A 14,139-nucleotide genomic window follows, 5' to 3' on the forward strand; every position below is an offset into this window, starting at 1 on the left:
TTCGGTCCAAGACCAGCCAACCGGAAACAGGCAAAATCCCGTGAGATTCGCTGCGATGGTTAGATCAATACGCCACTGTTCGGCGCTCCACTCTTTGATTTGGCGCCAGACGTGCTCGAAGCGGTCTTTTGTGGCCTTCGCTGCAGCCTTTTGTTTATCGCCTGTTCCAGATGTGTTTCCCATTTTGCAAGCGCCGCCAGCTTTTCGTCACGATAGGCGTGGCGATTATAGACGGCCGCGACGCCGGAGACGATGCCGCTCTTATGGTTGAGCACAGCCTCGATGACATGGGGCTGGACCCCCATCATGGCCATGTTGGTGGCGACGGTGCGCCGGATGTCGTGCATGCGCCAGTCGTCGGCGCCTGCGGCCTTCTCCAGGCGTGCCTTCAGTCGTCCAAAGCCCGATATCGCCGTGCGCCCCGTGGTGGTGAACACGAAGTCCGAGCCTGCGAAGCGGGGAAGGGCGCTCAAGATCGAGAGGGCCAAGGGAGCCAGGGGCACAACGTGCTGTGTGGCATTCTTCGTGCGCTTCGCCGGGAGGGTCCATGTGCCCTTGTCGAGGTCAAGTTCGGACCAGCGCATCCCGGCAACCTCTCCCCGGCGCTGGCCGGTGAGGATGACCATCTTGGCGAAGGGCTCGAATGGGAAGCCTTCGCCCTCGGCTGCGCGCCAGCAAGCGACAATTTCGTCGTCGGTCAGGACGCGGTCGCGTGCGACTTCCTTCGCTGGCGCCTTCAGGGCAGCCACCGGGTTCACTTCGATCGAGCCACGGTCCAGGCACCAGGCGAATAGCTTTTTGATCGCAGCCAGCGCCCGGTTCGCTCCAGTGCCCAGGCCGGAGGTCGTGAGCCCGTCGAGCACGTTCACAACGTCGGCACGCTTGATCCCATCAATGGGGGTGCTGTGCAGAGCCGCGAACTTGTCGAGGACCCTCTGCGTGGATTTCCAGCTACGGTTGCGCGGCTTGGCATAGAGTTCGATAAACTGGGGGATAACCTTGCCAAGGGTGAGCCGGACCGCTGGTTCCTCGTCGAAGGTGCCGAGCTGGATCTGGCGCAGCACCTCGCGGGCTTTGTCGCGGGCGTCGGCAAGGCTGAGGATGGGATAGGTGCCGAGCTTGATCCGACGCGCGCGATCTTTCACGGTCGTGGCGAGATACCAGACTTTGGCGCCCGTCGCCGATACGCGGATCATGAGGCCCACGACAACATCATCACGCACTTCGTACCGTTTCGTGGTCGCGGCCTGGAGGCTATCGAGAAGCTTGGGTGTGAGTTTCTTGCGCATGACGCGCACGATGACACCCAAGGGGCGGCTCTGTCAGGGTACGGTTTGGAGACATCTGAAAGGGGGATAGCGCTTTCAGATGAATTAAAAATGCGGACGATAGAAGGGACGAAATAAACGATGAATAGTTTGACGCCTATAGAAGAGCCGATCACTTTCGACGAAAATGTCCAGAATCGGATTGGAAAATACGTTTATCGCTTGATCGACCCGCGGTCTGGCGAGACGTTTTACGTCGGCAAAGGAACTGGAAATCGCGTCTTCGAACACGCGCGGGGCGATATCGTCCCTGAGCCCGATGCGCTGCTGCCGCCAAAGCTGGACATCATCCGAGCCATCAAAGCGGAAGGCCTTCAGGTTCATCATGTCATTCACCGCCATGGATTGAACGATGATCAGGCCTTCCTGGTTGAGGCGGCGCTGATCGATGCCTATCCCAAGCTTACGAATGCCGTCAGCGGCCACGGCTCCGGCGATACCGGATTGATGACAGCCAAAGAGATTGTCATCAAATACGGCCTGCCTGAGCTTGAAACAGATCCGCCTGACAGGTTGGTCCTGATCAACATCAGGAAGCTCGACAATCGCGATGACGAGAAGGCTATTTTCCAGCTTGTTCGCTACTGCTGGCGGATCAACAAGGTGCGGGCCGAAAAGGCGGATTATGTGCTCGCCGTTTTGCGCGGTGTCGTTCTCGGCGCGTATGTCGCTGACCAATGGCTTCCGGCAACGCGGGAAAACTTCCCCGAGATCGGCTACGCCGATGGTTCGGAGGCGCACCGCCGGGGCTTCCGGGGCCGGGTAGCTCCTCCCGAGATTCGGGAGCGCTATGTCGGGGCCTTCGGAAAACGCATCGTGCAGCCGGAACTGCGGCATGACCAGTACCCCATCCGGTACTGGAGGTGTTGAAAGGTGACCCGGTGGCGCGCGGCACGGATATCAGCTTGCCTGAGTGAGCTGGCGGCGCAATGCTATCGCTGCGCAGGACCAGCCTTCAGATGGCCGCCCGCAACTCATCCAGCGTGACCATGAGCGTTGCGGGTTCCGATGGAGAAGGCGCAAGCCCAAGGGCGCGGTAGCATGCAGCAGCGTCCTCTGAAATCGCATGCACCATGAGCCCTCGAATGCCGATGGCATCGGCGGCAGATAGGATACGCAGGGCCGCATCGCGGAACAGCGCACGCCCGAGGCCTTGTGCCTGGAACTGCACGTCGATCGCAAGGCGGCCGAGGATCGCCATGGGGATCGGATCGGGCATGTTGCGCCTCAGCTTGCCTGTCGCGACCGTGCAGGCCAAAGCACCGGATGCAAGGGCGTAGTAGGCGACAACACGGTTGTCGGTGGTCACCACATATGTGCGCGACGCCCCGGCTTTCTGGTTGGTCAGCGAACGGCGCTTCAGCCACTCGTCGAGGCTCGGATGGCCGCAGGAAAAGGATGCAACATCGTGATGGGGCTGGATCGGTTCCGGCGCGGCCAGCGTCATTCCCACGGAGCCTTCGTCCGCATGGTCCGCTTCAGGCGCTCGTTAGGGGCGGGCGGTGCATCCAGACGTGCCAGGAAGTCGGCATAGGCTTCTTCCCCGACATGGACCACCGTCCGATCCAGCAACACATCTTCGGCTGCGCGGCGAGCGGCTTCGAGAATGAAATCCGTGCGCGTCTTGCCCTGTGCCTTGGCGGCCCAATCGAATAGGCTGCGGTCCTCTGGCTTGATGCGCATATTGAGCGTGTCGCGGGCGGTGGCCGTCATGGTGATATCTCCAGTGCCCTGCACATATCACGATGCAATGACAATGTCATTACACGCTGACGCCCTATTTGGATGTGCGGAGTGGGTTTTCGACCATTGGTGTGTCGACCGATCCGACCGGGATATAGAGATAACGCAAGCGGCCGCTGACGCACCCGATGTCGGCATAGTCGCGCCATTGAAGGGGGTAGTGGCCGGTTATGACGAGCGGGGTCTCGCGCCCCTTTGTAGTCCACGTTCCGGCGCCCTCCGCCCAGGCAAGTGTGCCGTTCAGAATGCGGAGATCGGCGAGATCAAAGGCGGTATCGAAAGTGTCGGCGCGCCGACGGCTCGACCAATAGGCGGGGTCATTAGTGAGAATGAGGACACCCCCAGTCGCGCCGAACCGCTGGCAGAAACTCTCGATGCGGACAACATCTTTGCAGACGTCGTAGCGGCGGATGTCGTGGGCACTCTGGTTGCGGAGCTGGAACCGCTCGCCATCCACGGTCGTGTCGGTTGAGCGACAGAGATAGTTCGAGTCCGAACAAAGCGCTGCTCTTGCGGAGGAGTACGTCGAGACTGGCGCGAGCGGTATATCCGAAGGGATATTCGAGACGGACCAGAATATCGGGATCTGTGGTTTTAAGTTTGATCGCCAGCTCGTGCTGGAAGTCCGCTTCAGAATGAAAGATGGGACGCCGGCTGGCGAGCCGCGACATCAAGGCTTCGATAATCACCATGTTCTGCTTCAACCCACCAGTTTGGCGCCATTCTCTGCCTATCAAGCCGCCGCTGCTCTTCGAAAGTGATCGACGGTCTCTCTCCACTTGCGGTGGTGATTGTGCATTTCGATCGCCGCCGGCATGAAGCATGTGCGTCGCACGGACAGGGCTATCATGGTGGGATCTCCAACATCCCGCATATACAGCGAGGCAATGACACTGTCATTACGGACTATCGCACTACCATTCCCGTCCGAATTGGGATGCGCGGGGTGCGCCATGGGTGTGAGAACGAGGTTGCTTGGCCGAAGCGCGATGGCGAGGCGTGAAAGGGTCTGGAACCAATATACCAACAGTGCTAGCCGGTTAGCGAAACAGGTCGGGGCGAACTGAAGCGGTCGGAGCTTTATTCAAGGCTTTCTGAAAATCGCAGTGTCGGCGGTTCGACTCCGTCCCTGGGCACCATTTTTCCTTTAAAAATCAAATCTCTAGAGTTCATCCATCCGTGGATGGGCCTCGTCTGTCAGGCGTCTGGGTTTCCCCGGTTTCGAAAGCTGCGTGCTTGAACGAAGCGGTCTGATGCGGGACGTGCCGCTTTCATCGATCAGGCGGGTTCAACCGGATGGTGGGGCTCACACCGGCGGGAGGCGTCTGCGACGGGCGATCACGCCCCCCTGGGACCTGCGATGTCGATGCCGGCGAAGAGCGTCCGGAGCTTCGACCATTGGGTCCGGTCGAGGAAGCCGCTCTGCTCCCAGATGGCGAGGCCGATGGCGTTGGCGCTTCCGCGCGGCACCACGTACAGCCGCTCGAGTTGCCGCCAGGCGATGGCTTCGACGAAATTGGCCGCGCCGGAGCTGGGATGGGTCTCGTCCCAGGCCATGTTCCGCATGGAAATGGAAAGGCCCAGCGCGACTGCCTTGCGGTACCACTGAGTCTCCTCTGCCGCGCTCCGGTTCGGGCCGAATCTGCTCCACAATCCCATGGCGTTGTATCCTTGGGCGATCTGCGCGTCCGCCAGATTGGTGGCGATCGGCTTGACCTGCGACCAGTTCCTCTGATTCACCGGGCCCTCCAGGTCGGTTGCCGTCGGCTCGGTTCCCCTGCCGCGGCCGATGGTCGACAGCAGGTTCAGGGCGTGTTCGGACCCGGCGCGCGCCGCCAGCACGAGCAAGTCGCCGGCCGCCTTCTCGTCGCGCGGGCCGCCCTGTCCGGCCAGGAGCATTTCCGCCAGTTCGACGCGCGCGCTGACCACGCCGAAATCCGCGGCGCGCTTCAGGTAATCCCTCGCCGCCGCATCGTCCTGTCGCACCGCGTTGCCATAGTGCACGGCCGAGCCCGCCTCGCTCAGGGCCAAGGGCTGGTTGGCCTTCACGAACGGCACCAGGTAGCGCTTGGCGGCGAGATCCCTGGGGTTGGCCCGGGACAGGTGGATGGCCCGCACCACCAGCACCATCTGGGTGAGGAACGGCGACAGTCCCAGCGCCCGGGCGACGGCCAGTTGCTCGCTCTGCTCAAGTGGCTCCAGGTCCGCGAAGCGAGGCGGGCCGGTCTCCGCCTTCGGTTCGGATTTTGGGTCCGGCTGGGCTTCGGACTTCGGTTCCGACTTTGGTTCCCCCTTGGGTTCCGATCCGGGTTCAAGACCGGCGGTCGCCTGCTGCCTGGGCTCCGGCTTGGGCTCCGGGAGGTCCGGCGTCGGGCAGGCCGTTCCCAGCGGGCCGCCGCACCGGCTCAGGACGGCATAGGTCCCCGCCCCAGCCAACGCCACGCCGGCACTGGCCGCTGCCAGGACCAGCAGGCGACGGGTTGGGTTCGGCTCCGGAGGCAGGGGCGTCGCCTGCTTCCCGCGGCCGGACTCCTCCTCGGGAGATGATGCCGGCGCGGCTTCTTTCTCGCTCCAGCCGCAGGTCGGGCAGGCTCCGTGCGCATTGGCGTCGAACACATGCCCGTTGATGCAGCGAATGAATCGGGAGGTCATCGGTGACACATTGCTCCGGTCTGTCGGCTGGCCCTGCGTCCCGAAGCCGCCAATGCGGCGGCCTGCCGCGCGAGGGACGTCCTTGTCTCAACCTGACCATGCCGCGCGCGCCGGCATGGGACCTTGGGTATCGTACCACTCGATGACGCACCGGGGCATTTGGGGTCCCCTATTTTGGATTGATGGTGCGGTCCTGCACCGGCGACGGCGGCGGCGGTGATGGCCGCGCCTCCGGGTCCCTGTCCTCGTTCCACCAGGGATCGCTGCCCTTGACCCGCCAGGCCGCATGGCGCCTGGCGAGCTGGCAGAAGGGCGGGCTGTGCGTGCACACGGCCTCGGCAATGGCTTGCTGGATGCCCGGCCTCTGCTCGGTGGACGCAGTGAGCATGCCGTTCGGCTTGTAATAGACCCTCTGGACAAACACGACCGGTTCGGCCGCGCCCAGTTTATAGGTTCCAAGGCGGGTGATCGCGCCCTGGAGCGCGGAAAAGACCGTTACGGCGCAGGTCGGCTGGCCCTTGCTCGACGTCACGATCCCATTGTCCTTGGGGCTCGATGCCAGGATGGACTGCAACAATCGATCCGAGATCCTCAGGGTGACGAAGACATCGAAAACCAGATCGTCGTTGGGATTGTAGGGCAGGTTCAGGCCGGTCAGGGCGGTATTTGAAATGTCGCCGGGAAACAGCGGAGGCCCCGGCTCTCCCGGGCGCCTCGGGGGCTGCTTCCACGGCAGGGCACTGTCGACGACCTGCGCGATGCTGCCCCGGACCACGGCCTCCGGGTTGATCGAGGGGATATCCACCTCCATCTCGGCCGGCACATCGCAACGCGATACGGCAAAGATCGCCTGGCTGCGCCTCGCGATCTGGCGCAGCGCCTTGTTCTCGGCCTCCGCTGTGGCCAAAGTGCTCAAAGCGTCATTCAGCGCCTTCTTGAGGGCAACGGCCTCGGCGCGCAGCTGCGCGATACTGTTCTCAAGCTCCCGGATGCGCGCCTGAAGAGCCGCGGTATCGATGGCGCGCAGCCGTGCGATCTCCTCCCGCAGCGTCTTGTTCTCGGCCTCCGCGGCCGCGAGGCGGTTCAGCGCCGTATTGAGCGTCGTCTTGAGAGCGTCCAGCTCGGCGCTCAGGTGCGCCACCTGGTTCTCCAGTTCGCGGATGCGGGCCTGAAGGGCGGCAGTATCGATGGCCCTCAGCCGTGCGATCTCCTTGCGCAGCTCCTCCACCTCGGCCTGAAGGGCGGCGAGCTGGCTCTGGAGCTGGGCATTCTGCTGTTCCAGCCGGTTGATCTGCGACGCGGCCTGGTCCACCTGCATCTTGAGCTGGCTGATGAGCGCCTGGGCCTCCGCCAGTTCGTCACGCACCTGTGTCAGGCGCTTGAGAAGGTCGTCGATCTCCTCGTCGGTCAGGCGGCCCTTCTTGAGCCGGTCGACGGCCCTGTCGAGGCTGGTTTTGGCATCGTCGATGCGTTGCTTGGTGTCTTCGACGGTCTGCTGGCTGCGGGTGTCGCCGGTATAATAGGGGAGCAGCATGATCATCAGGATCAGGAAGGCGCCCATGGCCTTCGTGATCACTGCCATCATGGCGACTTCGCCGCCGCCGTTCTCGTGCCGGCGCCGCATCATGACGCGGCGTCCTCCTTATGGGGGATATAGATGCGGTTGATGAGGTTCTTGAGGCAGTATTGCCCGGCCTCGTTGAGGGCGATTTCTTCCTGCTTCTGCACGATGTGCTGGATGAACACCAGGATGACGCTCACCAGGAGCGCCACCAGCGTGGTGTAGAACGAGACCGAAAGGCCGCCCGTGACCTTGGCCAGGTCGATCTTCTGCGGATTGATGAATTCCAGCGCCACCGCGATGCCGATGATGGTGCCGATGAAGCCGATGGTCGGGATCAGCCAGGCGGTGTAGCGCACCATCTGGTACCGCATGTCGACCCGGTGCGACATCAGCTCCAGGCTGTTGGTGAGGATCGCCACCGCCTGGTCTACCGACCGGCTGGTCTGAAGCTGGATGATGGTGATGTCGATCAGATAGGGCAGGAAGCCATGGTCGCCGTCATACAGGTCGGTGACCTTGCGGCGGATGGCGCCGAGTTCATGCAGTTGCAGCACGCTGGTGGCGTCTTCCGGCAGGAATTTGGCCCGCAGGAAGGCCTGCTCGCGGCGCGCCACCTGCCAGCGCACGTAAAGGTCCGCCAGGCCTGCCGCGAGGATCAGGTAGGTCAGGTTCTGGATCGTGAGGGGATAGGGGAAGACGCTGTAGGGCTGGTGGTCCAGCAACAGCGCCGCCGGCCCGGAGCCGAAGGGGAGCGTGACCGACGCGATGGCGATCACCACCATGGCTATGCCGAGCGCCACCAACAGGGCGCGCGGGTAGGATGGGGGACGCGACGCGGCCTCGGAACCAGGTTTCATAAGGGCACCTGCGGGACATGGCTTGGCCGATCGACCACCACGGTAACTCTAGGCCACGCCGGCGCCTGCGTCATGGCCAAGGTTGTAACATTCCTGGCCGTGCAGGAGCACGGGCGGACGTTTGGCATCATCCCTCGTTCAGGTGATGGTCCCGGCTTGAACGTGATGTTTCATCCGTTCCGGTCGATCCACGCGGGAGCCGAACTCGACAACAGCCGGTTGGGGCGGGGGAGGGCGCGGGAGCCTGCCGGCAGCAGCGGCGGAGATTCGAAATCAGAGGTCCGCTCGTTCGCAGGTCGGGTGTTGTTCCGGTGCGCGGGCGTGGCGCCCGGGGTGGCGAAGTGCGGGTGTTCTGTGATTTCATGCGCGCGTGAGCCAGAGCGCGGCATCGTCGATGCCGGATGGCAGGCAGGAGCCCGGGATGCGAGGCGCGATCATCGGCGCGGTGCTGGCCTTGCTGATCGCCCCGGCATGGGCGAGCCCGCGGGAAGACATGGCGGGCGCCTATATGCGTAAGGACTACAAGGCCGCCTGGGCGCTCGCCAGGCCGCTGGCGGACCAGAACGACGAGGTGGCGCAATATCTCGTCGGCAGCATGCTGCGCGATGGCACCGGGGTGGCGAAGGACAATTTCGAGGCCGTCCAGTGGCTCCGCAAAGCCGCCGAGCAGGGCAATGTGGCCGCCCAGTGCGAACTGGGCTTCCTTCTGGCGTTCGGCATGGGCTCCATGGGAAATGCCGAGGATGCCCGGATGTGGCTCAAGAAGGCTGCGGACGCTGGCTATCCTACCGCCTATGCCCACCTTGGGCGGCTGATCCGCAGCGACAAGGTGGCAACGCCCGATCCCGTGGCGGCGGTGGGCCTGTTCCGCACCGGCGCGGCGATGGGCGACCCGGAATCCCAGTACCAACTGGCCGGCGCCCTGCGTGACGGATGGGGCGTGCCGAAGGACACAGTCGCCGCCGCCGACATCTACTGCGCCATGACGGCGGACCCGGCCCAATACGAATGCGGCAAATTGGTTGCGATGGGTCTGGCCCGCGACAAGGATGCGAAAAAGGGCATCGCCAATCTGGCCAGGCTGGCTGCCATCGGAAACCGGGCTGCGCAGGCCGAGCTCGGGTATTATTACCTGAATGGCTATTACACGGACAAGAATATCGCAGAGGGCGCGCGTCTGATCGCCCTGGCGGCGAAGCAGGGCAGTTCAAGTGCTCAGTATACCATGGGCGCCATGGCCGAGAGAGGGATCGGCACGGCGAAAGACCTGAAAGTTGCGCTTGAATGGTACGAAAAGGCCGCCGAGGAGGGCTATGCGCCGGCCCTGGTTGCCGCGGGCAAACTCCTCGAAGACGGCCAGGCCGGCCCTCCCGATCTCCTGAAGGCCATGGAATATTACCGGCGCGCGGCGGACCTGGGGAATGCGGACGCCAAGACCCGCTGGGCCGCCGTCTACAAGCGCATTCCGAAGGCCAGCATGCCCCTCGACGTCCGCCCACCGCGATGAGCATGCCATGAACCCCGGCCTTCTTCGGCGATCCCTCGGTGCCGCCGCGCTCTGCACCCTGCTGCCCATCCTAGTGCCCTTGGGGGCGGCCCGTGCGGATATCGTATTCTGCAACAAGTATCCGCAGACGGTGTTCGTCGCCATCGCCTACCAACAGAGCAGCAAGGGGTGGCTGTCGCGCGGCTGGCTGAGGGTCCAGACCGGATCATGCGGGCTGTTCGACAGCGCGCTGCGCGTGCCACAATTTTACTACCGTGCAGAGACCGACTGGTTCACGGGCCCGAACCGGAAGCGGGCGCAGAGCACCTGGGGTCAGGGCGAGAAGTTCGCGGTGCCGAAGAACGCCGGCTCCTTCAATTATTACAATGCCACCACCGCGTTTAGTGGTGCCCGGCTCGCCGCCTTCAACAGTTCCGTGACGGAGACCAGCGGGGAAGCGACGCACACCATCACGTTCGAAGCGGACGGCAACGTGAGCCGGGCTGTCGGGTTCCCGGCCCAGGATCGCCCGGGCAACACGCCATCGCGCACGCCCGTTCCCTCCTCTCCCTCTCCCTCTCCCGCACCTGCTCCATCGCCCGCACCGGCGACCGCCGCGCCGGCCGAGCCGCCCTCGATCTACAAGCAGCCGGTCTTCATCGCCGGCCTTGCCGCCGGGCAGTACCGTGCGCAGGTTTTTGCGGACCGGAAGGCCTATGCCTTCGGCTATCTCTCCGGGCTGGTGAAGAGCATCACCGACGCCTGCAGCCAGGAGAGCCTCCTGACCGATGCGCAGAAAGCCCGCCTGGGGTTCAACGTGGCCTTCGCCTCGGATGCCTCCAAGGCAGGGGCCGGTGCCGACGCGCTGGCCCGCAGCGACGGATTTGGCGACGGGACCGCCGACGGACGCGCTTATTCCGCCACCACGACCTGTCCCCGCATCCAGGACGACAGATCCCTGCGCGACATCATGGGGACCTTCCTCAGCAATTAGAGCGTTTTTGAGCGAAGTGGATACCGGTTCGCGTGAAGAAAATGCGTCAACACAAGACTCTTGAGCGATTGCCGTAAGCCAGGGCGAGCGGAAATCGTTCTCGAGCGTTTTCGCGCGAAGTGGATACCGGTTCGCGTGAAGAAAACGCGTCAACACAAGACTCTTGAGCGATTGCCGTGAGCCAGGGCGAGCGGAAATCGCTCCAGTCTGCACCGAAAGATCCGATGCGGATGCGGCAGCCTCGGGCCGAGGTGCAGTGAAGCCTGAAGACGTGTCCGTCGGCCGCCATGCGCCGAGCGCACATTTCGCGCTCCGCATCGGTCTTGGAGGCAAGGCCGATCACGGTGTTCTGGATGAGATCCCTGTTCGGATCATCGGGTGGCGAACTGATAGATCGCATAGACGAGCAAGCCGACGAAGAACGAGAGCGTCATCATCCATGGCTTGCTTTCCGGGAAGACGGGCCGGCCCACCTGCTGCTCGACTTCAAGCAGCGTTTTCAGCTCTGCGGGGGAATAGAAGGATCGCGGGCTCCAGATGGCCATCAATACGAATGACGCGACCACCGCCAGAAAGGCATGCAGCGTATACATGAAGTTGGCGGGAGACGTGATTGCAGCGGCAGCTCCGAACACGGTGTTGCAGACCAGAACGATCAGGGCGAACAGCTTGATCGGCGAGGATGTCGCCTGCATCAAGCTGCGCCACTGCGAGGTTTTGCCAGGCTCGTCCTTGGCTTTTTCGACCTCTGTGCCCCGCGTGTCCACGGGTGTCTTGACGGTCGCGTCGTTCATTGAAAACCTCTTCACAAGGCCGAGCATTCGCCCGAAAACTGCATGCGGATCGCGGACAGGCCGGTGAGGTCGATCGCCGCGCCGTCCTGGCGCTCGAAAACAAGGGTCCAGGTTGTGAAGGGCGTCGGGCGAAAGACATCATTGCGGAAACGCTCGACCGTGTCGGCTTCCACCAGCGGCGGTGAAATCTGGTCCTTGTAGACGAAGACTCGGCTGAACTTCTTTCCGGAGAAGTCGACCCAGCGGGGCGGGGAACCGGGGCCGCTGCGCACGCGGTCGCGGTAGATGCCGTTCGACGAGATGCGGACGAGGATCGGAACGGGCGATGTGACGCCCTCGGCATAGACCCGGATACGCGAGACGCGCACCCGCGCGAAAGATCTGAATGCCGGGGAATCGTCCGGCACCGTGACCTCGACCTTGCGCTTGCCGACAACGCCCGTCAGTTCAACAGGATCGGAGACGACGATCTCGATATTGGTGGTCGTCGATGGCATTCCGGTCATCTGCTCGACCGCCTCAAGTTCAAAGGCCCGGCCGGCGATCTGGCGCACCTTGTTGCTGAACTCGTCGACGGTATCGGTAATTCTCGGCAGGGCCGGCAAGGACTCCAGCGGAACGAGCGAGAAATAGCAGAAGGCCCGGCGATAGGCCTCCATCGCCAGGAACACGCCCCGCTTGGCTTCGACGACGCGCTCGAACAGCGTGTTCTGAACGGTTTCGTCCTCGGCCACCTGCGCGCCGAGCTTTCCGACCCTCTGCTCCATGGTGTCGAGCGCTTTGGCGGCCGAGCGCTTGCGCAGGAGCGCCACCGCAAGGTCGGTGTTGGCTTTGGCGAGGGCCAGCCGCGCCACGCTCATGGCCTGTCCGGCGACGAACAGCTTGCGGAAGGCCAGGCGGTACTCGGTCGCGCCGGGAATCGACTTCACGTCACCGCCGGCCAGATTCTCGAACATGTTCTCGACGTCGATGGCGAGGTTCTGCCACAGCTGCGCTCCCCCGGTCGCCATGTCGATGCCGGCAGGCTCGACGGTCGAGAGGCTGTCGCCGATGGAGCCTTCGGCGAGGCCGAGGAGTTCGGCGCTGCTCTGCTCCATGGCCTCCGCGGCCTCGCCGACTTCCTTCAGGCGCATGGCGGCGTCGAAGATGCCCTTGGCATCGCCGGCCGCGCTTTCGACCTTGTCACGCATGCCATCGGCCTTGTCGCGGTCGGGCGCAGCGGCAGGTTGCGGATTGGCAGCGGCCTGGTTCCTCGCCGGCAGCGGCTTGCCCTTGGGCAGGAAAGAGTCGGCCTTGCCTTGCGCCCAGGAGGAGAGCTGCTTGGCGTTCTGGTCAATCTTGTTCGACTTCGAAAGTCTGGCAAACGGACCGCGGGCCGATTCGATCTTGCCCGCCCAGGACGAGAACGTCTGGCCCTTCACCAGCTTGGTTACGCTCTGGTCGGCACCGAGCATCTTTCCGGCCTGCCCGGCGATCTGCGTGACGTCGCCGACGAACACCTGGCCGATCGCACTCACATCGCCGGCACCGACCACGATCGCCGGTACCTTGGAGAGAAGGGACAGCGAATTGGTCACGAGATCGACGGCCGCCGCCTGCATCTGCGCCCGCTTCCAGCGTTCGATCTCCATGTCGAAGGTCGTCTTTGCCTGCTCCAGCGTCAGGCGTGTATCGAGCAACTGGCCCAAAACATCGGAGCGGGCTTCCTCGGCCTGATCACGGGTGCGGCGGGCCTGTGCCACGAGCCTGTCGTTGAGATCGAGTTCGTTGGTGCGGTCGGCAAGCATCGCCCGCGCGTCGTCGAGCCACTGCCGGTCCGATCGGGTCGCCTGTCTCATGTCGGCAAGGCGCTGGTCGCGACCCGTCAGCAGCTTGAGGCACTGGTCCGCCTGGTCCGCATAGACGGCGTGGTCGAGCGCCGGAACCAGCACGCCGTTCTTTGCCTCACCGGAAAGAAGTGACACCGTGTCGTAGAGCGCGCGGGCCTGCAGTGCGAGTTCGGCCAGACTTGGGTTGCCGGACAGGAGTTCGACGATCCAGAATAGCAGCTGGCGCGCATGCTCGGGATCCTCGGCGAAGCGCAGGCTCGCGAGCTGGAACTGGGTTTCCAGCAGCAGCGCCGGCTGTTCGCCCAGCCCGATGATGCCAAGGCCCGCATCCCCCGGATGCAGGCCCCTGAACACGGATTCGCCGGGTTCCAGCACGATGGCCTTGCAGAATTCCGCGTTCGCGGCGGGCGTGAGATCATAGCCGATCTCGAGGGGCGTGCCCTCGGCATTCGTGACGACGAGGGTGATCGAAAGGGCCGATGCCTTGCCGCTTGCCGCCTCGACGATCTGCTGGGTCATGAGGAGGAGACTGGGATCGGGCTGCGCGATCCTGTCGATGATCACACCGGCGCGCGGACCGGTTTCGATCCGGCGGGCGATGATGAAGGCGGGCCGGTCCACGATCATGTCCTCGTCGAGGACAAGCACGTCGCAGCAGACCATCAGGTAGGGGGCGTCCGCGGCCTTTCGGGCGGCCTTGCGAACCGCGCTCCAGACCAGCAGCGGGTGCCGGTAGATGCCGGCACCGGGCTCCACCACCGTAAACGCCGGCAGACCGAGCCGCTTGAGGGCGGCGTCCGCATAGAGCGTGGACCAGGGACGTGCCGTGCGTGTCCAGGTCTGCGCGTCTGTTCGCTCGTCCGTCTGCTCGGCCATGACCGTCTTCCCCTCG

The 14,139-nt window shown here is 63.8% G+C and carries 12 protein-coding genes; 3 read left to right on the plus strand and 9 right to left on the minus strand.

Translation table 11 applies throughout. The features are described 5' to 3' along the window. Window positions 1–59 precede the first annotated feature (59 nt). The gene (locus tag K9U41_RS02795; protein WP_282639345.1) at window positions 60–1,310 is read right to left on the minus strand and encodes a tyrosine-type recombinase/integrase; all 1,251 of its coding nucleotides are present in this window, start codon (window positions 1,308–1,310) and stop codon (window positions 60–62) included. Between the two features lie 99 nt (window positions 1,311–1,409). On the opposite strand from K9U41_RS02795, the gene K9U41_RS02800 reads away from it, so the two are divergent. Beyond that, complete coding sequence (locus tag K9U41_RS02800) at window positions 1,410–2,198, plus strand: LEM-3-like GIY-YIG domain-containing protein (protein ID WP_282639346.1); 789 nt, start codon at window positions 1,410–1,412, stop codon at window positions 2,196–2,198. Window positions 2,199–2,283: 85 nt separating this feature from the next. On the opposite strand, the gene K9U41_RS02805 is transcribed toward K9U41_RS02800, so the two are convergent. From K9U41_RS02805 to K9U41_RS02830, 6 genes are all read right to left on the minus strand, one after another. Next, a complete protein-coding gene (locus tag K9U41_RS02805) occupies window positions 2,284–2,775 on the minus strand; it encodes a GNAT family N-acetyltransferase (RefSeq protein WP_282639347.1) in 492 nt (163 codons plus the stop codon). After that, a complete protein-coding gene (locus K9U41_RS02810) occupies window positions 2,772–3,041 on the minus strand; it encodes a DUF1778 domain-containing protein (RefSeq protein ID WP_282639348.1) in 270 nt (89 codons plus the stop codon). Before K9U41_RS02810 ends, K9U41_RS02805 begins: the two co-directional genes overlap by 4 nt. A 64-nt stretch (window positions 3,042–3,105) precedes the next feature. Then, window positions 3,106–3,528, minus strand: a complete 423-nt coding sequence (locus K9U41_RS02815) for a hypothetical protein (protein ID WP_282639349.1) — start codon at window positions 3,526–3,528, stop codon at window positions 3,106–3,108. An 881-nt stretch (window positions 3,529–4,409) separates the two neighbouring features. Next, window positions 4,410–5,723, minus strand: coding sequence for a hypothetical protein (locus K9U41_RS02820; protein ID WP_282639350.1), 1,314 nt, complete (start codon window positions 5,721–5,723; stop codon window positions 4,410–4,412). Window positions 5,724–5,892: 169 nt separating this feature from the next. Further along, the gene (locus K9U41_RS02825; RefSeq protein WP_282639351.1) at window positions 5,893–7,350 is read right to left on the minus strand and encodes a hypothetical protein; all 1,458 of its coding nucleotides are present in this window, start codon (window positions 7,348–7,350) and stop codon (window positions 5,893–5,895) included. Next, window positions 7,347–8,144 carry a MotA/TolQ/ExbB proton channel family protein gene (locus K9U41_RS02830; RefSeq protein ID WP_282639352.1) on the minus strand — a complete coding sequence of 266 codons (798 nt, stop codon included), beginning with the start codon at window positions 8,142–8,144 and terminating at the stop codon, window positions 7,347–7,349. The genes K9U41_RS02825 and K9U41_RS02830 overlap by 4 nt, the downstream gene beginning before the upstream one ends. A gap of 370 nt (window positions 8,145–8,514) precedes the next feature. Between K9U41_RS02830 and K9U41_RS02835 the strand changes: the two genes are divergently transcribed. Both K9U41_RS02835 and K9U41_RS02840 read left to right on the plus strand, forming a co-directional pair. Then, window positions 8,515–9,651, plus strand: a complete 1,137-nt coding sequence (locus K9U41_RS02835; protein WP_282639353.1) for a tetratricopeptide repeat protein — start codon at window positions 8,515–8,517, stop codon at window positions 9,649–9,651. 7 nt (window positions 9,652–9,658) lie between these two features. Continuing rightward, entirely contained in the window at window positions 9,659–10,624 is a 966-nt protein-coding gene (locus K9U41_RS02840) for a DUF1036 domain-containing protein (protein WP_282639354.1), read from the plus strand. A 371-nt stretch (window positions 10,625–10,995) separates the two neighbouring features. Here the strand turns inward: K9U41_RS02840 and K9U41_RS02845 are convergent, their stop codons facing one another. Beyond that, a complete protein-coding gene (locus K9U41_RS02845) occupies window positions 10,996–11,418 on the minus strand; it encodes a hypothetical protein (protein WP_282639355.1) in 423 nt (140 codons plus the stop codon). An 11-nt stretch (window positions 11,419–11,429) separates the two neighbouring features. Next, entirely contained in the window at window positions 11,430–14,123 is a 2,694-nt protein-coding gene (locus K9U41_RS02850; RefSeq protein WP_282639356.1) for a hypothetical protein, read from the minus strand. Between the last annotated feature and the right edge of the window lie 16 nt (window positions 14,124–14,139).

Origin of the sequence: Xanthobacter autotrophicus (genome assembly GCF_029991245.1) — a bacterium.
GTDB classification, from domain to species: Bacteria; Pseudomonadota; Alphaproteobacteria; order Rhizobiales; family Xanthobacteraceae; genus Xanthobacter; species Xanthobacter autotrophicus_C.

What these genes read in the sequence shown, in the direction of transcription:
- K9U41_RS02805 (WP_282639347.1), bottom strand. Translation starts at nt 2,775, where the DNA reads ATGACGCTGGCCGCGCCGGAACCGATCCAGCCCCATCACGATGTTGCA.
- K9U41_RS02830 (WP_282639352.1), bottom strand. Translation starts at nt 8,144, where the DNA reads ATGAAACCTGGTTCCGAGGCCGCGTCGCGTCCCCCATCCTACCCGCGC.
- K9U41_RS02800 (WP_282639346.1), top strand. Translation starts at nt 1,410, where the DNA reads ATGAATAGTTTGACGCCTATAGAAGAGCCGATCACTTTCGACGAAAAT.
- K9U41_RS02810 (WP_282639348.1), bottom strand. Translation starts at nt 3,041, where the DNA reads ATGACGGCCACCGCCCGCGACACGCTCAATATGCGCATCAAGCCAGAG.
- K9U41_RS02845 (WP_282639355.1), bottom strand. Translation starts at nt 11,418, where the DNA reads ATGAACGACGCGACCGTCAAGACACCCGTGGACACGCGGGGCACAGAG.
- K9U41_RS02850 (WP_282639356.1), bottom strand. Translation starts at nt 14,123, where the DNA reads ATGGCCGAGCAGACGGACGAGCGAACAGACGCGCAGACCTGGACACGC.
- K9U41_RS02825 (WP_282639351.1), bottom strand. Translation starts at nt 7,350, where the DNA reads ATGATGCGGCGCCGGCACGAGAACGGCGGCGGCGAAGTCGCCATGATG.
- K9U41_RS02840 (WP_282639354.1), top strand. Translation starts at nt 9,659, where the DNA reads ATGAACCCCGGCCTTCTTCGGCGATCCCTCGGTGCCGCCGCGCTCTGC.
- K9U41_RS02820 (WP_282639350.1), bottom strand. Translation starts at nt 5,723, where the DNA reads ATGACCTCCCGATTCATTCGCTGCATCAACGGGCATGTGTTCGACGCC.